The organism is Bdellovibrio sp. HCB185ZH, assembly GCF_047302455.1.
Lineage (GTDB): Bacteria > Bdellovibrionota > Bdellovibrionia > Bdellovibrionales > Bdellovibrionaceae > Bdellovibrio.
Map to the genome: position 1 here is coordinate 522,058 of NZ_CP178624.1, position 19,245 is coordinate 541,302.

At 45.2% G+C, this 19,245-nt stretch carries 16 protein-coding genes and 1 tRNA gene; 6 read left to right on the forward strand and 11 right to left on the reverse strand.

All coding sequences use genetic code 11. The annotated features are described in order from the left end of the window. Positions 1-111 precede the first annotated feature (111 nt). On the reverse strand, positions 112-3,054 hold the full coding sequence (locus ACLSU7_RS02595) for a M28 family peptidase (protein ID WP_413293999.1): 2,943 nt from the start codon (positions 3,052-3,054) through the stop codon (positions 112-114). A gap of 58 nt (positions 3,055-3,112) precedes the next feature. Between ACLSU7_RS02595 and ACLSU7_RS02600 the strand changes: the two genes are divergently transcribed. Both ACLSU7_RS02600 and ACLSU7_RS02605 read left to right on the forward strand, forming a co-directional pair. Further along, positions 3,113-3,751, forward strand: coding sequence for a hypothetical protein (locus tag ACLSU7_RS02600; protein ID WP_413294000.1), 639 nt, complete (start codon positions 3,113-3,115; stop codon positions 3,749-3,751). After that, entirely contained in the window at positions 3,748-4,890 is a 1,143-nt protein-coding gene (locus ACLSU7_RS02605) for an RNA methyltransferase (RefSeq protein ID WP_413294001.1), read from the forward strand. The genes ACLSU7_RS02600 and ACLSU7_RS02605 overlap by 4 nt, the downstream gene beginning before the upstream one ends. On the opposite strand, the gene ACLSU7_RS02610 is transcribed toward ACLSU7_RS02605, so the two are convergent. From ACLSU7_RS02610 to ACLSU7_RS02625, 4 genes are all read right to left on the reverse strand, one after another. Next, positions 4,873-5,352, reverse strand: coding sequence for an RDD family protein (locus ACLSU7_RS02610; protein WP_413294002.1), 480 nt, complete (start codon positions 5,350-5,352; stop codon positions 4,873-4,875). The two genes, ACLSU7_RS02605 and ACLSU7_RS02610, sit on opposite strands and share 18 nt — an antisense overlap. Positions 5,353-5,474: 122 nt before the next feature. Next, entirely contained in the window at positions 5,475-7,376 is a 1,902-nt protein-coding gene (locus ACLSU7_RS02615; RefSeq protein WP_413294003.1) for a hypothetical protein, read from the reverse strand. Positions 7,377-7,639: 263 nt separating this feature from the next. Then, positions 7,640-8,290, reverse strand: a complete 651-nt coding sequence (locus ACLSU7_RS02620; protein WP_413294004.1) for a L,D-transpeptidase family protein — start codon at positions 8,288-8,290, stop codon at positions 7,640-7,642. Between the two features lie 122 nt (positions 8,291-8,412). Continuing rightward, the gene (locus ACLSU7_RS02625) at positions 8,413-9,939 is read right to left on the reverse strand and encodes a hypothetical protein (protein ID WP_413294005.1); all 1,527 of its coding nucleotides are present in this window, start codon (positions 9,937-9,939) and stop codon (positions 8,413-8,415) included. Between the two features lie 135 nt (positions 9,940-10,074). Here ACLSU7_RS02625 and ACLSU7_RS02630 point away from each other — a divergent pair, with 135 nt between their 5' ends. Both ACLSU7_RS02630 and ttcA read left to right on the forward strand, forming a co-directional pair. Further along, positions 10,075-11,133, forward strand: a complete 1,059-nt coding sequence (locus ACLSU7_RS02630) for a mechanosensitive ion channel family protein (RefSeq protein WP_413294006.1) — start codon at positions 10,075-10,077, stop codon at positions 11,131-11,133. Continuing rightward, the gene (gene ttcA / locus ACLSU7_RS02635) at positions 11,114-11,938 is read left to right on the forward strand and encodes a tRNA 2-thiocytidine(32) synthetase TtcA (RefSeq protein ID WP_413294007.1); all 825 of its coding nucleotides are present in this window, start codon (positions 11,114-11,116) and stop codon (positions 11,936-11,938) included. Before ACLSU7_RS02630 ends, ttcA begins: the two co-directional genes overlap by 20 nt. Here ttcA and ACLSU7_RS02640 read toward each other — a convergent pair. Next, positions 11,871-12,491, reverse strand: coding sequence for a glutathione S-transferase family protein (locus ACLSU7_RS02640; RefSeq protein WP_413294008.1), 621 nt, complete (start codon positions 12,489-12,491; stop codon positions 11,871-11,873). The genes ttcA and ACLSU7_RS02640 overlap by 68 nt on opposite strands. Positions 12,492-12,635: 144 nt before the next feature. Between ACLSU7_RS02640 and ACLSU7_RS02645 the strand changes: the two genes are divergently transcribed. Beyond that, a complete protein-coding gene (locus ACLSU7_RS02645) occupies positions 12,636-12,995 on the forward strand; it encodes a hypothetical protein (protein WP_413294009.1) in 360 nt (119 codons plus the stop codon). A gap of 57 nt (positions 12,996-13,052) precedes the next feature. Here ACLSU7_RS02645 and ACLSU7_RS02650 read toward each other — a convergent pair. Beyond that, positions 13,053-13,128 (reverse strand) — tRNA-Val (locus ACLSU7_RS02650). Positions 13,129-13,266: 138 nt separating this feature from the next. Here ACLSU7_RS02650 and ACLSU7_RS02655 point away from each other — a divergent pair. Beyond that, positions 13,267-13,842: a TMEM175 family protein gene (locus tag ACLSU7_RS02655; RefSeq protein ID WP_413294010.1), complete on the forward strand. Its 576-nt coding sequence runs from the start codon at positions 13,267-13,269 to the stop codon at positions 13,840-13,842. Between the two features lie 41 nt (positions 13,843-13,883). Here the strand turns inward: ACLSU7_RS02655 and asnS are convergent, their stop codons facing one another. From asnS to ACLSU7_RS02675, 4 genes are all read right to left on the reverse strand, one after another. Then, complete coding sequence (asnS, locus tag ACLSU7_RS02660) at positions 13,884-15,275, reverse strand: asparagine--tRNA ligase (protein WP_413294011.1); 1,392 nt, start codon at positions 15,273-15,275, stop codon at positions 13,884-13,886. 59 nt (positions 15,276-15,334) lie between these two features. Further along, positions 15,335-16,996, reverse strand: a complete 1,662-nt coding sequence (locus tag ACLSU7_RS02665) for a substrate-binding domain-containing protein (protein ID WP_413294012.1) — start codon at positions 16,994-16,996, stop codon at positions 15,335-15,337. 140 nt (positions 16,997-17,136) lie between these two features. After that, positions 17,137-18,063: a hypothetical protein gene (locus tag ACLSU7_RS02670; protein ID WP_413294013.1), complete on the reverse strand. Its 927-nt coding sequence runs from the start codon at positions 18,061-18,063 to the stop codon at positions 17,137-17,139. Between the two features lie 11 nt (positions 18,064-18,074). Then, positions 18,075-19,241: a hypothetical protein gene (locus ACLSU7_RS02675; RefSeq protein ID WP_413294014.1), complete on the reverse strand. Its 1,167-nt coding sequence runs from the start codon at positions 19,239-19,241 to the stop codon at positions 18,075-18,077. Positions 19,242-19,245 lie beyond the last annotated feature (4 nt).

The following is a 19,245-nucleotide window of genomic DNA, read 5'->3' on the forward strand; positions in this document are numbered from 1 at the left end:
TCCCCTTTTGTTTTTCCTGGACTCCCCTGGAGGTACGGACACACTTTTGGTAGCAACAACGCATCAAGAATGCTGCATCCTTGCTACCAAAAGTGTGTCCGTACCTTTCGGTTATTCTTTCAGTTTCGGGGTGACTTTCAATTCCACCACTTTGCCTTGTCTTAAAACTTTGAGCGTCGTTTCTTTGTTAGGTTTAACAGCTTGAAGCGCATAAACGTAGTCATAGATATTGTCGATTTTGGTATTATCAAACTCAATCAAGACATCCTTTTCAAGCAGACCCGCTTTTTCCGCAGGACTGTCCTTGGAAACTCCCGAAAGCAAAACGCCTTTCGTGCCTTCTTGGGTATAGTCTGGGATTGTTCCCACATAGACCCGGAAACTGCGACCCTCCATATTGTTTTGCGAGCTTGCGACCTTTACATATTTAACGCTTGGCTTAGAAGTCATCACGATTTGATCACTAAAGCCTTTAACTACACCTAATACTTTAACTAGACCTTCAAAGTTAATCAGATCCATGGTGTCTCGAGGTGTGTGATATTCCTGATGAGCACCGGTAAAGAAATGCGCCGTGGGAATACCCGCCATATAAAGAGCTAATGAATCCGTCGGCAGATAGGGGTCTTCTTGGGTGACTAAGGGTAACCGCGTTTGGGCTTCCACACGTTCTGCCATTGCATGCCAGGAATCACCGGAACCCAATCCCTGAACAAAAAGGCGATCACGCAGGCGTCCCACCATATCCATGTTCAGATATGCCTCGATGCTTTTGTTCTGAAGAGTTTTAGTAAAATGCGTAGAACCTAGATTGCCAAGCTCTTCGCCGGACCAAACCGCAAACATCAAGTTTTTCTTAAGCTTCCCAGGAGAAGTTTTTTGCAGTTCCGCATAGGAATGAGCCAGCTCTAAAACGCCAGCCACCCCAGAGGCATTGTCATCGGCACCACCGTGCGCGAGACCCGCTTCATCTTTTTTAGCCAGCGAACTCCCCGCCATACCCAGACCCAAATGATCTCCGTGGGCCCCAATCAGAACTGAAGTTTTAGCACCCTTAACCGGAATCTCCGCTACGACGTTAGTGCCTTTTGATCTTTGAAATTGCAGATCAATATTTCCTTTCAAGTACATGGAAGGAATTGGGAAACCCGGTTGGGGTTCGCCTTTATCTAAGAGAGCTTGTTCAGCCTTCAGATCTTTGCCTGCGTTTTGAAGCAACGTGGATGCAACCGATGTGGAGAGGCGAATGACCGCAATACTGGATTCTGAAAGCGAACCCTCAAATTTGATTTTGCCAAAGTGATCTTTCAAATCACTGAGTGGACCATGAACCGCAATCAAACCGATAGCGCCTTCATTTTTAGCCACCGTTACCTTGTGTTGCATTCTGGAATACAGATTCAAATACTGACGTCGAGTCGACGGCATATTTGCTGGCAAATCCGTCAGCACCATGACCCATTTGTTTTTAACATCCAAACCCTTATAAGAATCGTAGGCAGCCTCTTTGTCAGATGCAGGAGCCTTGATCCCGTAACCCGCAAAGACAATCGGCGCTCCACTGATCGGTCCAGTTTTAGAGAAAGACAAGGGCTCGTAATCTTGAGAAAGCTTGTAAGATGTCTGACCTTTACCAATCAGTTCAAGTAAGTTCTTATCTCCTAGACTCACACCTGAAGTAAATTCGAAGGATTGGAAATAAGTACCATTAACTCCTGCAGGTTTTAAACCCCAGGCTTTGAAGGCTTCAGCAATTTTATCAGAATAAATTTTCTCCTGGGTACCACCGGTACTGCGACCCGCAAACTCGTTTTGTGTCAGATACGCGATCCAGGTTTTCAGGTCCTCCACATTAATATCAGCTGACAAAGAAGCATGACTTGGATCCACTGGTGGGAGCTTTAAAAGACGGCGCGCTTGAGCATCATCCCATTTCGCCATCACAATCTGTGAATCACCTTTTTGATTGCGATGGGTCCAGGACAAGTGCTTACCATCTGGCGTGAACACCGGAAGACCATCGAAATCATCTGCAAAAGTCACACGCATAGGATCTGACTTACCCGCAGCATCGACGATGAAAAGCTCAAAATTCGTAAATCCTAAAGCACTGGACCCAAAGACGATGTAATCACCTGAGGGGTGAAAGAATGGGGCCCAAGACATTGCCTTTATATGCGTGATCGGCTTTTGTTCAGAGCCATCGACATTCATGGTGTAGATCTCAGCTGTCGTACCTGCAGCATTGAAACGACGCCAAGTGATTTTCTTCCCGTCAACGCTAAAGAATGGACCGCCATCATAACCCTTAGAATCCGTCAGGCGCTTCACCCCTGTCCCGTCGGCTTTCATGATATAAATATCCATCATGTAGGATGGGTCTTGCTCGAATAGCTTTTGATCATCGGCGGAAAGCTTCTCTGTGTATCCCGCTCGATTCGAAGCAAAAACAATGAATTTGCCATCTGGAGAATAAGCCCCTTCGGCATCATAGCCTTTTTCTTTCGTAAGACGTTTGAGATCCTTACCCTCTAGAGTTGAAGTCCAGATGTCGTAGTTTTCATCAAAACTCCAGGAGTATTTTGCTTTGACTGCTTTTTTGCGATTCTCGACCTCTTCCGCCATTTTCTTTTTCGTCTCAGGATCAGAATGCGTAGAAGAGAACATCACCTTTTTCATGGAAGGATGAATCCACCCGCAAGTGGTTTTACCCAACCCCGGAGACACACGACGGGTTTCTCCATTTTTAAGATCCATCACGTACATTTGATAGAACGGATTCCCGGGCTCTCTTTCACTTTGAAAGATCATATACCGGCCATCAGGACTGAAATATCCTTCCCCCGCTTTGGGACCCACAAAGGTTAATTGACGTGTTTCGCTTAGCAAATTGTTCGGGGAGTTTACGAATGAACCCGCGACTGCCCCACCATGAGACCCGGCGTGAGACCCTGGAACGACTGTTTTCATTTCTTTACTTTGGCAGGAGGAGATAACCCCTACAAAGACCATCAGACCCAGAACATTTTTAAGAAGCACTTTCACTTTATTCATAGTCTGTGTAGGCTAGAAGTACATGGGGAATTATGTCAATTATCTTAGGAGGATGCTTATGCGCGCAATTCAATGGGTTTTCATTATGCTAGTGCTAAGCTCCTGTGTAACAGCTCCATCAGAAACAAAACTTCCTGAGATTAAATACACCGACGAAATCTACACTCCCGTGCCTTTTGTGGCTCACGAAGGCAGCGGTGCTTTCAAAAATTACCTGGCGATGAATTTGGAGTACAAGGGTTACCAACCTCTGCTCAAGCAAACCGAAGATATTCTGAAGTCACCTTTGAAAAACCGTGGCGAAGCGCACATCACCGTGATCTCGCCTGTGGAATTTGATAAGGTCTTAAGCCGTCATTTAAAAATGAAGGACATCCATCAGGTGGCAGAGCAAATGAATCTGCAAAAAAGTGCGTACCACCCCCTATGTCTGGGAAAAGGCACCTTGAACATTCAGGGAAAAGAGGAAAGCACGTATTTCATCGTGGTGGAATCAGAGTCTCTGTTTAAGGTCCGTCAGGCCATTGAGGCTTTGTACATAAAAAAGGGTGGGAAATCTGGTGAATTTAATCCGGAATTGTTTTTCCCCCACGTGACTCTGGGTTATACTGAACGCGATCTACACTATGAAGATGGCGTGAAAAAAGACGCTGCCAGCTGCATATACAAATTGGAGCCTGTGCCCCGTTCTAAATGACTTTGACTGACCCGCAAACTCTTATTCCATGTCCTTATGAAAACACCTGCTCTGGTTGCCAGCTGCTAGACATGCCCTATGGCAAGCAGGTTGAAAGCAAAACCACAGAATTGAGTGGGCTTTTAAAAAGTCATGACTTACGCATTCCAGAAAAAATTGAATTCTTAAGTGCTGGCGCGGGATTTCTGCGGGACCGTCTGGATTTCAGCCTTCAGGACGGCCGTTTGGGGCTTTACGGAAAAAACTCTCGTGAGATTGTGGATATTGAAGCGTGCGCCCAGCTGTCTCCGGCACTTCAGGGCTGGTATAACGAATTTAGAAAAATCAAATGGCCTTTCACGAAGGGCTCCATCCGCCTGCGAGTGGGACCTGAAGGTCAGTGTGGGGTTTGGCTGGACTTTGCCAACGTCGACATCAAAGCTTTATTAGACGAGCAATCCATTCTTAAAAAACTTCAGGAACAAGCCTTTGTCGAGATCGGTCAACGACGTAAAATCCCGGTATGGAATGGTCAGGAATTTAAACTCAAAGATCCGGAACTGAATGTTTGGTTTACGACGTGGATGGGTGATTTTGCTGTGAATCTTTACTGTCATGTCGCGAGCTTTACGCAGCCAAGTCTTAAGGCAAATAAACTGATTGCGGATAAGATCTCCTCCTGGGTGAATCAATTTCCAAATGCTCGTATTATCGAATTCGGTTCAGGCATTGGAAATCTCACTTTACCAGCACTGACGACGGCAAAATCAGTATTAGCCTGTGAGATTGATGCACTATCTTTAGAAGGTCTTGAAAAAACAGTTCTTATGTTACCTTTTGAATTAAAATCCCACAGTCAGAAATTGACGATTTACCGGGGAGATTTTCAAAAAAAGATCCTGCAGGATTTCAGTCAATTTGATGGAGTGCTGGCAAATCCGCCACGCTCGGGTCTGATGGGATTCTTAAATCCCTTGGAAGAACTCAGTCACGAGCAAAGACCGCCGTTTTTTATTTATATGTCATGCTTTCCTGAATCGATGGCAAAAGATATGCAGCGTCTGCAGTCGTTTGGTTATGAAATCAAAGAACTTGCGATTCTGGATCAGTTTCCGCAAACAACGCACTATGAAGTTTTAGGCTTACTTCAAAGAAAATAAACGAAGACCGCAAAGTTTACCGGTCAGATCTCCACCCAAAATCAAAGAAAGCGCTGGCAGAGTCACAACACCCGTCACGACGATCAGTGTAGAACGCGCTAATACGCGCAAGACATAACGAGTTTCCAAGCGCTCATGGGGTTGACCCAATCGAATATTACAAGCCCATTCACCAATGCTAGAGCCGGTCAGCACACGGGTTGCTATCAAATACACCCACGCACTCACCGCATAGATTTCTGCAAGTAACATAATTTGCGATTCAGCATGAAAATAGTTTTTAATCACGACGCTGGCGTGGGTCTTCATCAATAAAGAAAACAGAACTAAAAAAGCACAGCTGATCGCAATCAAAACCAGGCCATCGATGACTGACGCCATCAGGGACCACAAGGCCAGGCGATAACCTTTGCGTTTGCGGGATGGGCCACCTTGAAAGCCCGTGCCGACGGAGAAATCCATGCCTTTGCGCGAATTAAAAAGGTCCTTTGATGGACCCCTTAACGGCACAGGGGCTTCTCGTTTCCGAGGAGCCCGCTGTGGATTTTCTTGTTTATTAATTTCTGTGTTGCTCATCGCTTTTTCTAGCGAACGCCACCGCTTGTCGGTGCGCCCTCTGTCGTTCCACCTTCAGATGGTGGTGGGTCAGGGATCACAACCGTTGGAGGAGTACAAACACCGTTAATCAAAGAGTTCGGTGGTACTTCACAAGCCGCTGGTGACGGACTTGGATCTGGAGTTTCAATCACAGTTCCCGGAGTTGTCGTCGGTGAAGCTGATGGAGACACAGACGGCTCAACAGTCACTGGCGTTTCGTAAACTGGATCTTTTTTGTCTTTTTTCTTTTTCTTCAACAACAACCAAGCAATCAAAGCCGCTGTCGCGATACCTGCACCGATGTACAAGCCTTTTTTCTTACACCAGCTCCACTCCGTACATTCTTCTGGAGCTTTATCAGCAGCACCCGCACCACCTACAACAGCAGCAGCAGGACATGTCAGTTTAACCGGACCAACTGCTTCGCTCTTCTCTGGTGGCTTATTAGTCGTCGTACAAACACACTGCTTGCTATCATTTTGATATGTGCCTGGCGTTTGTTCAGGACATGGATCTGGCGGCAATGGTGGAACTGTAGCAATGCCTGGAGGAGCAATAATTGTAATCAAGTCAAAGTAACGATCTTTCAAGTTTTCACAAGCATCGATCTGGTCTTTTTTAAGATCAGTGCGAGTCACCCATGAAGCTCTGTCCGTTGGATCCTTAACTTTGTTAGCTGTACAGAAGTCCGCCGCATTCATGTAATGAGCTTTCAGGCCTTCTGTATAATTCTCAAGTGACTTAACACAATCTTCAGAAACTTCTTTTTCACCGCTCAACTTACAAAGAGAAGCCTCTTTACCTTTAGCTGCAACGATAGATTGAATGATTTTCTCTTTAGCAGCTGCTGAATCAATGGGAGCCAACTTATTACACTGGCTAGTCGCTGAATTCAAAGCTTTGCGATCCGCTGTACGCTGAATACAAATTGGTGTTCCGTTGTTGTCTTTGAAACCAAAAATCATCGGGTTACATGGAAGATTCCCGCCATTAGAACATGTTTGCATGTCAGATTTGATTTTGTCCGAGAAAGGCAATTCTGCAATTCTAGAGTTCAAAGCTTCACGACCCATTGGCGCCGCAGCACAAGAGTTTTTGTCGTACTCAGCAACCCAACCCGAAGCCACGCAAGGACCTTGCGCTGCATTCGCATCTGGAAGCAACAAACTCCATACATATTGAATAGCATCTTGGTTCAAGATCTCATTCATCGCGCCTTTTTTACCAGTGCCTGAAGTGAAAACTTTGTCCGCTGCTTCAGAGGCAAGTCTTAGACGCAATAGGTATTCAGCCTGAGAGCGCGTCGTTTTAAGCTTAGCAATCTCACGACCTGTCAGAATTCTTCTTGCTGGATTCTTTTTCACTGGAGAAGACATTCCAGCAACTACCGGGCCTTCAAGAGACTTTTTAAGTGCCGGATCTTTTGCAAGTTTCGCTACGATTTGGTCAAAGTTGTTGTAACGTTGCAAGTCTTTCGCAGACAAGTATACGGAATTGATTTTTACAAATCGCTCTTCGTCACCTGTGAAAGTCATGGTCATTGTTTTGCCGTCTTTAGAAAGGAAGTTCAAACGAACTTGCTCTTTACCGTCAGCACCTTTGAAAGTTGTCGCTTCAACGGAAGGCATAGGTTGATCACCATTGATGCGCATCCATTGATCCATCTGGCTTTGAGGTTTCTTAGGGAAAACCTGACGAACACCTGCCCAGAATTCACCGACAGTCTGTTTCTTCGTTGTGATTTTCGTGTCTTTCAAAAACTGATTGATCAGTTGTTTTTGATTGGCCGCTGCTGCGCCTTGTGCGACTGGTGCCATGCAAAACGTAAATACGGATGCACTGGCAGCAAGTGCTTTAAGTGTACTAAACGGCTTCAATTTCAATCTCATAACGACCTCATAGTTGTGGTTCTTTTCGGTACATCACGGTAAATACTTAACAAGAACCTGCACTTAACTTGGATTCCCCCATGCAGTCTCATATCGAGATACGAGATTCATAGCATAGCAAGACCTTCGTCGATGCAATTCACGCTAAACAAACTATTTATCATGTTAGGGGATTTTCTTAAGAAATCTAAGAATTCAGTGAGGTCCTGGACTTTTTTTGACATAAAAAAAGCCCCCTGTGTTTAAGGAGGCTTAGTTAAGACCTATTGTTCCACGTCTTCCGGCGGCTGAGGGGTTTCAGGAGGTACTGGTTGCGACGGTGGTTCTTTCATTTTGCAGATCTCCACCTTCGTGCCTTTTTTAGTCATTGTGTAAAGCTGTTGAATTTCCAAATTCGTCAAAGCAATACAACCCGTTGTCCAATTATAAAAAGGATGAACCGCTGAAACCATGGCATTTTTGGCGGCATCATTCGGGAACCCGTGGATCATAATATCGCCCCCCGGAGAGCGACCTTTTGATTTCGCATAAGCGCGGTCTGCTTTATTAGGGTAATCGATATGAAGTCCCAGGTAATAAGCGCTCTCCGGATTTTTAGAGTCGATAGTATAAACGCCTTCCGGAGTTTTATGGTCACCTTCAAATTGCTTTGGTCCGTAGGGAACAGAACCAAACGCCACATCGTAGGATTTCAAAACCACATCATCACGAAGCGTATATAGCTTCTTACGATCTTTAGAAATGATAATGCGATCAATCTTTGTTCCATCAATAAAGAAGTTTTTAAATTGATCAGAAGTTAAGTGCTGCAACTGATCCAAACGCTCTATATCGTCACAGTAGGAGCGAGTGTCAGCGAATGCGAAACTGCCTGCGGAAATCAAAACGGATAAAACCAAAGAGAGTGTTTTCATGGTCGCGGTTATAGCGCAGCCCCCGTCCCCTGCAAAGCACTCTTCCGCATATTTCTCTTTTATAATTAAAAAGGGCTCCATTCGTAGGAGCCCTTATAAGTCATGATCTTTTTTCAAAAATTTTACTGCGTAAACGCTGAAGAAGAACAGGATTGAATACAGCTTTCTCGAGCTAAAACGACGCGTTTATCCGTACAAGCCGAAGTCCCTTTATGACGTACAACTGAAAGTGTACCTAGACTGGGTGTATAGTTCTTTGCGTTAAATTTCGCAAGACAAGCGTAGTAAGCATACTTCTGCAAACCCGCCTTCATCTTTTCACTCGTAGGCAAATAGTCTTTAGCGATAGAGTGATTAATCCCCACGCCTTCTTTACTTGGGGAGCTTTGCGCCACAGTAAAGTCAAAAACATCCGAAGTAATTTTAGAGCAATCACTCACTGTTTGCGCAGTATTAATACCAAAAGGATCCGCACCCACGCGATCAATTATAATCACATGCCCTGGAACCGCAACGATGTCCCCCGCCTTCAAGCTCATGGACGGAGTCACAGTGATTTTACTTAAACATGTCAGACCATTGCTTTGAGGCTCCACATAAGAAGTAGATCCCCAAGCCCAAGAATCGGAAGCTTTCAGTGCGCGACCTTCTTTTAAACGAAGACCCGCGGTTGCCATCGAAGTATAAACATATCCCGAGCAATCAATACCCAGAACACTCGTACCATCACCGCCGTTTTTAAATAAATCGATCGGTGAAGTCGTCGCAGTCGTCGCATAAGGCTTTCCGCCGTAGTCATAAATCAAAGGATTCTGACGCACGTTAAAGCAGCTGGATGCATAGGAAGTGACTTCCTTAAGATAAGGATGTGTTGCTTGGACTTGCGACAAACTGGCGATGACACGTTTATTACCGACGCCATCTGAATGTTTTCCTGTAATCGCAATACCTTTGATATCCGCCACAGAATCGTTCAGTGCAGGAATTTCCAAACTGTTACAAGACTGATAAGCCGTTGCTAAAGCCCAGCGCTCGCCAAAAACTGCCAGGGGCACACCGGCCGCGACAGCTTGTTTTTTATGATAGTCGTAATCAGGATTAGCTTCAATTTGTGGCGCTGTCGGCTCCACCGGAGTTGTCGTTGCACCGCCATCTGCTGATTGTGTGCTGTCAGCTGCCGGTGGGCATTCTAAATCCATCGCTTTAACTGTTGTTGCAAGCTGGTTGAAATTGCTGCGCACGCGGTCTTGCATATAAGAACGGAATGTCGTTGAACGATCACCCACGTCGATGGCAGACAGCAAACCGAGCAATTGCTCAGAACTTTCCACACGCTCACCCTGGGGAGCTTCTTCCAAAAGAGAATCCACCAACTGATCAAGATCTGTTTGAATACGTGACTGCTGTTCCGCGGTCATGCGGGGATTGTCTTGTGCAAGCTTCTCGACGTGAACTTTCATAGCTGACTTTAACTCTGTCGCAGAAGGAATAGATTTTTGTTCAATTAAATAGCTTTTTAAGCCGTCATACAGCTTTTCTTCCAATTGCTGATTTTTGCAGGCAATGTCTGAAACGGTCTGAGATGCCATACCATCAACGGCAACGGAATACTGCTGGCCACAGCCTGCTAGTAATACGGATGCACTCATAGATAATATTAGATTTCTCATGAAAAGCTTATCGGCGTACCGACGCAGCTTCCAAACACTTCCACGAAAAATATTTCTGCTCGACTAGACTAAAAATTAGTCACTATACTCATAGTTAACGAGGACAGCGAAATCATGGCAGAGAAGTTCATCAAAATTCATGTACTGTACGACATTCTTCAACTGGAAGGTTACATCCTGATTGGAAGTCTCCTCGCACTTGCGTGGCTTTTTTATAAGTTTTTTTTAAAAGAGGTCAGCGATGAACGTCACAAAAGTATTCGCAATCATTTCCGTATTTTACTTCGTCATTTCGTCATTCTAAGTTTTCTTTTTGTCTTATTTATCTTTATGCAAAGCTCTGAGGCTCAACTCGGAAGCATCAATCGTTTCACGCCTTACGTCGCCGTGATGACGTTTATCTGGGCGAACGTGGTTTTCGTGAAAACCGCGCGTCTCATGGTGCTCCAGTACCTTTTCCTAGGTTCGATGAAGCATGGTGTGCCATTGCTTTTAGTAAATATCTTTTCCCTGATCATGTCGATCGCACTTTTATTTTGGGGCATCAACCGGATCTTTGGTTTGGAACTGGGTCCTTTGCTTGCAACATCTGCTGCGGCCTCAGTGATTCTGGGTTTGGCGTTACAAGACACACTGGGAAATCTTTTTGCAGGTATTTCTTTGCAGCTCGATCGTAATTTTGAAATTGGTGACTGGTTGGAAATCACCAGTGGTATTCAGAAAGCGACCGGCCAAGTAAAGGAAATCTCTTGGAGATCGACCACTTTAATTGGTTTTTCTGATGAAGTGATTACGTTCTCAAATCGCTTTATGGCGAACGCCCAAATTTCTAACTTCTCCCCGCCTGACAATCCGATATTACGTCGGCAGGTCTTCCGCCTGGCGTATGGCTCGAATATAGAGCTGGCAAAACAGATCCTGGAAAAAGTGGTAGCGGGAATCGGCGAGGTACGCGGGATTCCGGCGCCTTGGGCCTATGTCTCTGACGCCAATGAAAACTGGGTGGAGTTGAAAATAATTTACTTTATCGACCACTATAGCGCTCAATACAGCATTGGAGATAAGGTTTATACCCGTGGCATCGCGGAACTGACGGCTGCAGGCGTGAATTTAGCTCGACAAGTTGTGGAGATTTCGTCTAAAAATAACCCCAATGTCACCAGTCAACTTTGAGCACCCGCTCGCCATTAAAATCCGCAAGCAAATCGTTCAGGCTTTGAACGATTTCAATATGATCGAAGACGGCGACAAACTGATGGTTTGCGTTTCTGGCGGCAAGGATTCCAGCGTTCTTTTGGCTCTTTTGACAGAAATTCAAAAACGTTCAGAGCGTCGCTTCGAAATTGAAGCCGCCATCCTAGATCAAAAACAACCCGGCTTTGATGCTTCTGCATTTAAACTTTGGATTGAATCTTTGGGTGTAAAACTGCACGTGATTGAAAAAGACACTTATTCGATCGTGAAAGAAAAATCCCAGGGAGCGACTTACTGCTCTTTGTGTTCTCGCCTTCGTCGCGGTATTTTGTACGACTACGCTCACAACTTGGGCTTCACAAAAATGGCTTTGGGTCATCACCGTGATGATATTGTTCATACGGCCCTTTTAAATATGCTTTACGCAGGTCAAACGGCAGCCATGCCTCCAAAGCTTCGCTCCGATGACGGGCGCAATATTTTGCTGCGCCCTTTGGCGTATGTTTCTGAGCGCGATATCGAGTCTTTAGCGGCTGACTGGGCCTTCCCAGTTATTCCATGCAATCTGTGCGGATCACAGGATGGATTAAAAAGAAATCGCGTAAAAAAATTAGTGCGTGATTTAGAAAAAGAAATTCCGAACATTTATTCGACGATTCAAAACTCTTTGGGAAACGTTAAGCCCAGCCAAATGCTTGACCAGGCTTTGTGGGATTTTAAAGGCTTAAAGCCATCGCTTTCTGAACCGCAGGACGCTCAGAAATCTTCTGAGCCCACTGCTTAACTTTTGGAGCGTCTGTGAAAATCTGCGGCTGCTTTTCCAGCATCGCAGCCACCCAAGTATACGTGCACATATCTGCGATCGTGTAGTTCCCGCCAGCCAAGTATTCATTTTTACCTAACTGAATTTCCAAAACACCTACGATACGTTTGCTTTCTTTTTCAAAACGCTCGATAAATGCTGGCACTTTAGGATCCATCGAATTCTGACCGTAATGGAGATTTCCAAAATTCGGTCCCACGGCAGACATCTGAAACATCATCCATTCCATCACATACGTGCGCTCATCTAAACCATAACCAAAGAAGCGACCTTCGTACTTGGAAGCCAGGTAATACAAAATCGCCGCACTCTCAAAAACCGTGACTGAATCTATTGCCGAATTATCGACAATCACGGGAATTCGTCCATTTGGATTCATCGCCAGAAACTCGGGAGTTTTTTGCTCGCCTTTTTTCAGATCGATTTCGTGAACCTTATAGGGAATCCCCAACTCCTCGAGCATAATCCAAACTTTGCGACCATTGGGTGTGTGAGCAGTATAGAAATCAATCATCGACGCCTCCTCGGTAATTTGATTGGAAGCCCCTTGGATGAAAAAATCAATGCCCAATACAGCCGACACATGACAATTCGGCCTCCGCATTTCTGCTTGTCATTTTCTAAGCATCGTTTACGCTTTTACTTAGGAGATAAAATCATGAATATTCTTTTGTGGGTTCTGCAAGTATTGATGGCACTGCATACGGGTCTGGGCGCTGCTTGGAAATTTACTAAAACTGCGGAAGAAACCAACCCGTCGCTCGCAATGATTCCATACGGAATTTGGATGGCACTGGCGATCATCGAACTTCTCTGTGCAGCGGGATTAATTATCCCTGGATATCTAAAACGCTACACTTCACTCATCTCAATTTCAGCCTTAATCATCGTATTTGAAATGCTGATGTTCTGCGCTCTTTCGATTTTTTCAGGAACTGTTGACTACGCCTCAATCACTTACTGGCTGGTGGTTGCCGCCATCTGTGGATTCATCGCTTTCGGTCGCAGAAATGCCTAGCGATCAGGAGTTCAGAAAACCGGCACTCATTTTACTTTTGAATTTGAAGGAGAAATTTGGTGCGAATAACTGGACTTGAACCAGTGACCTCTTCCATGTCAAGGAAGCGCGCTACCAACTACGCTATATCCGCACATAATTGGAACGTTAAATCTATACGGTGGTTCTGACATCGGCAAGAAATGGCACAACGCAGAACCGCCGCAGTTGATGAATTGCTTAAAGATCTTTATCGTCACTCCATGATTACCAACAAAACAAAGGCTTAGAAGTGAAAAAAGGACGATTAGAAGCGTTCAGCGACGGCGTATTAGCGATTATTATCACCATCATGGTCTTGGAACTTAAAGTTCCCCATGGAGATCACCTGGAGGATCTGCTGCCTCTGTGGCCGGTTCTTTTTTCTTACGTCCTGAGCTTTATTTATGTGGGGATTTACTGGAACAATCATCACCATCTTATTCATTCGATTGAAGAAGTGGATGGTCGCTCGATGTGGGCCAACCTTCATTTGCTTTTTTGGCTTTCGTTAATTCCAGTGACGACAGCCTGGATGGGCGAAAATCATTTCGGTGCGTGGCCGGTCTTTATGTATGGCTTGGTTTTGTTAGCGTCAGCTATTGCTTACTACCTTTTGGTGCAAGCATTGACCTCGGGGCCGCACAAAAACGAACATCTTCGACAGGCGATTGGCAAAGACTTTAAGGGCAAGATTTCCCCCGTTTTATATATTTCCGGGATGGGATTCGCTTTTGTAAACGTATGGCTTGCGTGCGCGATGTATGTGATTGTCGCCGCCATCTGGGTCATTCCCGATACACGAATCGAAAAACACCGGGTGAAATAAATAAAAAAGGCTGTTTATCAGGCAGCCTTTTTTTTCGCACTCTAGAAAAGAGCGTTGTTCGGTGTACGAGGGAACGGAATCACGTCACGGATATTGGTCATGCCTGTCACGTACATCAACATACGCTCAAAGCCCAAACCATAACCGGCGTGTGGGAAGCTTCCGTACTTACGAAGATCTGTATAGAAAGAATAATCTTCCACATGCAGACCGTGACCTTTCATACGGGACTCCAAGATCTCAAGATTGTCTTCACGCTGAGAACCACCGATGATTTCACCAATACCCGGTGCTAGCAAATCCATGGCGCGAACTGTTTTGCCATCCGCATTCAATTTCATATAGAACGCTTTGATCTCTTTTGGATAATCCGTCACGAATACCGGGCGTTTGAAATGTTCTTCTGCCAGATATCTTTCATGCTCAGATTGCATGTCGATTCCCCACTCAACCGGGAATTCGAATTTCTTACCGCATTTTTTCAAGATCTCAATCGCCTCCGTGTAAGTCACACGGGCAAAATCGTTATTCAACACGTTGTTCAATTTATCGAACAAACCTTTTTCGATAAATTGACTAAAGAATTCCATTTCCTCTGGGCATTGTTCCATCACATAGCGAATGATGTATTTGATCATCGCCTCGCCCAATTCCATATTCGCTGTTAAATCAGCAAATGCGATCTCGGGTTCGATCATCCAGAATTCCGCCGCGTGACGAGACGTATTTGAATTCTCAGCACGGAATGTAGGACCGAAAGTATAAATATTACGGAAAGCCGCACAGAACGTTTCACCGTTCAATTGACCGGAAACTGTCAGGTTCGTTTCTTTACCAAAGAAATCTTTGGAAGCATCGATTTTGCCATCCGCAGTTCTTGGAGGATTGTCCAACTTAAGAGTTGTTACGCGGAACATTTCGCCCGCACCCTCAGCATCAGACCCTGTGATAATGGGTGTGTTCACGTAAACGAAGTTTTGTTCTTGAAAGAATTTATGAATGGCGTAAGCAAGCACCGAACGCACGCGGAACACAGCAGAGAACGTGTTGCCACGCGGACGCAAGTGAGCGATCTCGCGCAGATATTCAAAACTGTGACGTTTGTTTTGCAAAGGGTATTCGGCAGAGGCTTTTTGAATCACTTCGATCTTTGAAGCCAATACTTCAAAGGATTGTCCCGCACCTTGAGACTTAACAACCTTACCAGTCACTACGATGGAACTAGCGATAGAAAGTTTTGCCAACTCTTCAAAGTTAGAAAGCTTCTCGTCAAAAACAACCTGAACACCTTTAAAGAAAGATCCGTCATTCAACTCGATGAAACCGAAATTCTTTTGGTCACGGATCTTACGAACCCAACCAGACATATGGATTTCTTTATCCAAGAATTTTTCTGTTTCTCTAAAAAGCGACTTAACCAGAGTTGTTTGCATAGAAGGCCCTTTCAACTGACCTTCTATGATTATGCAATTTAGGCTGTAAAATCAATATTTTAATCGCGAGTCAGGATGTTCCAGTCGGTCAGGTTATAGCGTCCCAGGACTTCCTGAAGGTGAGAACTTTTTCGAGCCTGAATAAACCAATCGGTCAACCCATCACCCAACAGCTGCACTTGAGGGTTTTTCTTAAGTCCCACAAGGACCAAGAAACTAAATCCTGTGATGGAAGTTGGATACAAGGTAAATTGGCCTTTATCGCGGACCTGGTAATAACGAAGGACGTTGTAATCCCCTAGTGCCACATCCATACGCTTCTGCGCCACGATGCGGAACATACGCTCCACAACATCAGAGCCAGAAAGCTTATTGATCTTAGTACCGGTGAATTCGGCCTCGATACGACCATCCTGCAAGCCAAAATCAGAATAAAGGATGCGCTGAGTTTCTAAGGATTTTGCATCAATGATATGGGGAGCCTTTTTATCTTTTTGCAGCAAAGCACCCGTGTAGTTCACACCCAATTGAGGTCCCACTACCAGAATATCATCCATATAGCGCACCACGTATTCTGGCGCGATAATATAATCCAGCTTACGGGATTCCAAACCTTGCTTTAAACGGTTTGAAGCAACGTTTTCAAGACGCAGCTCCACCCCCAGATCCCGGGAAACCTCTCCCAAAATCTCAAAGAGATAGCCCGTCCACACCCCGGGGCTTTTTTCACAGATATAAGGGCACAGTGGAGTCGTTCCAATTCGAATGATGCGTTTTTGATTGCGATCGAACTCTTCGTGAGGAATCAAACTCGGACGTGGACGCTCGACTTTCTTAGCCAGCTCAGGCTTCGGTACACCCATCCAACCAGGGTATTCGCCCAAGGACTTTTTAGTGATCGGAAAAGTTGGCACACGGATTTTACGATCCACTGGTTTTCCAGTTAGGACCTTCACCAGACTCCTTGCCGTCTCACGACCCAACTCTCCACAGAATTGAGCGGAATCAATAACGGTAGAGCGGCCCGCACGAATGTTTTCGACCGACTCAGGATCGCCATCGAAAGTCACATGTTTGATCTCGGTGCGTTTTTTAGCCTGAAGTTCTTTAACGATCTCAAGACCACCACCATCGTTCACGGTAAAAACAACATCGACACTGTTTTTATCAGGAAAATCTTTGAGGAATTTTTTAACGGCTGTTTTACCGGATTCAGGATCCACAGCCTGATAGACACCCACAACTTTGAATTTTGCATTCTGTGCACGCAAGGAATCAAAAAATCCATCCACACGCTCCGTGGTCGAAGAAACTGCGGGATACTCGAAGACCGCGATGCGAATTTGTTGGCCGGTCTTAAACTGGGACGTGATGTATTCGCCGTTATCTTGTCCTGCACGGTAGTTTGCACTCGTGATAAAAGCTGTCAGCTCTCCGTTTACGATGTACTGATCATAAGCGATCACCGGAATTTTTAAGGCGTTAGCTTCTTGCAGGGAAGAAGCCAGTGTTGAATTGTCCGTCGGTTGAATCACGATCAGATCAGGTTTTTCTTTCAAAGCCTGTTGCATTTGCCCAGCTTGATTTTCAATTCCCTTACGACCTTCACCGGCCACAAACGGAACCAGAACAATGGAATTCTTGCCTTTGTTTTCTTTGTTAAAGAGTTGAACTTGTTCCTCAAGGCCTTTGCGCATGGCAACCTGACCTTCGATTTTCATACTCCAATAAAGAACAGCAACCTTCCAGTCTTTGGCATAAGAGACGGAAGAAAAAAGAAAGGAACTAAGAATAAAAAAGCAAAGTGCGAATATAGATTTCACACTTTGATAATACCCCTAAATATTTTGCAGTTCAAAGATTAATAGAGTTCTACGCGATCGTTTTCTTTGAAGCCGGAACCACTGTGAATGATTGCAATTGAGCCATCTGTACCGAAGTAAGAAATCAGTTCCAGTGTCCCTTTTAAACGACCTGGTGCGCGTCCAATATGCGTCCCACTTTCTGGGTCGTAAATATCATCACCGTCTTCCATTACCTTTAAGAGATCTCCCATTTGCAAGCCGGAAATTTTTCCAACGTTAAGATAGATCCGATCCCCCTGAATGGCCGCAATACGACCTTCCCAAGAAATTTTATCCAGAGCTGCAAGCACCTGCGGAGAGAAGTCCAAGAACGCATCCTTCACGATGACTTCGATCATTTCTGGATTATTTTGCAAAAACTTGTCAGTCTCCACACGTTCCGCAACGCGAATGCCTTGGTCTTTCAACGTCACTGTTTTAACAGTGTTGAAAATCTCTTTCCCTCCGCGAGCAGTGACAACACGCACCTGTGCCACGACTTCAAAGCCCGTCGTCAGTTGTCGAACCACACCCACGTTATCGGATTTTCTTTGCACACGAATATCAAGGATACGGCCTTCTAAAACGGCATTCACACCCAATGAACTGGCAGCTTTTGCCACCTCCGTCATTTTGTAACCGCCGGCAGGATCCATCATTTTAGAAAGATCCAAGCTCAACTCGCGGCTGTCCAAGGCAATCAAATCACCGGAACGATTCAGGTCCGCAATGAAAGCCGAACGAGCACGGTCTCTGAAGCTTTGCGGTCTTTTATCGGAGACATCAAGGAATGGCAGAACCATCAGACGTTTTCTTGGTGAGGATTCGTCTTTCAAAGTGACCTGATTTTCATCACGCACTTCGCGACGAGGACCACCTGCGCGGTCCACAGTCATACATCCCACCATGGATATCACAACTGCCAAAGCCAATAACAATCTCACGAAAGGCCTCCTTATTGTGCCAGTCTTAGAACGATTTCTTCGCGATCTTCAGATACTTTCACCAGCTTCTTGCCGTTGACATCCAAAGCTTCCAATTTTGTTGCAAGCTCCGTCGAGGAAGCCGCAGTATCGACTTCAAAACTGACAGAATCAGAACTCACCAGACGTTCACGAATATTTTTTACCTGAGTCAATTGAGAGCGAATGCGCTCTTTCAATGCTTCCATCGAAGGTAAAGTGTGTTTACCGGTCACCGTTACGCGAATCACTGAAGTTCCGACAGAACCACGCTGCCAAGCTTCAAAAACCTGAGAAGCTAGATCGTTGGCAACAGCCTCTGCCACTTCGCGGATTTTTTTATCCACGGCACCTTCAAAGGAGCCTTGAACATCATAACGGCGAGACACGTCAGCGATAGGACGAGCATTGCTGACCTGAATAGCGGTCATGCGAACTTCCACGCGGTAACCGCCGCCTTTATCCGCCTTGTTCATCAAAACCTGACCGTCGATCAAAACAGGAGCATTAAAGTACTGAGCAAAGAACTGAGCATCTTCACCCGCCACTCTTTCGTTTTGAAAGCTTGCTGGGATATTGATTCCCAAACCCGCTTCCACAGGCTTTATCACGAAAAAGTTATTCTTTTGGAAAGAACTGCGCAAAGCTTCTTCCAAGGTGCGACCTTGTTTAATCAAAAAGCCCTGGCTTTTATCTGAAGAGTTTTGCCACCAGCGGTAATTACGACCTTCCACTTTATCAATGTAGCTGATAACTGGCAAAACCACGGGTACCGTGTCGTTTTCATTCAATAGGGAGTTCACCTGAAGCAGTTGTTTCAAATCCGACAATGACACTTTCATGTTCACCGTCATTTTAAATTCTTCGCCCTCTTGCGTGATCGCCGAAGGTTTTACAAAGGGAATATAACGACCGGAAAGTTTGATGACCTTATTGGAAATCAAAGCTTTGTTTTTGTTATAACGGTCATCGCCAATCAGATCGCGAATAACTTCTTCTGAAATTTTCTGCGCGGCTTGATTTTGAATGTCCGCTTTGGCCGCCTGAGGGGTCGTTTGTTTGGAAGTGCCTGAAAAGTTACGCTCAAGCAAATCTGCCTGCTGTGCAAAAACCAAAGAAGTAAACATCAAGAAGAAACTCATCAAAGCTGCAAAACGCATCTGT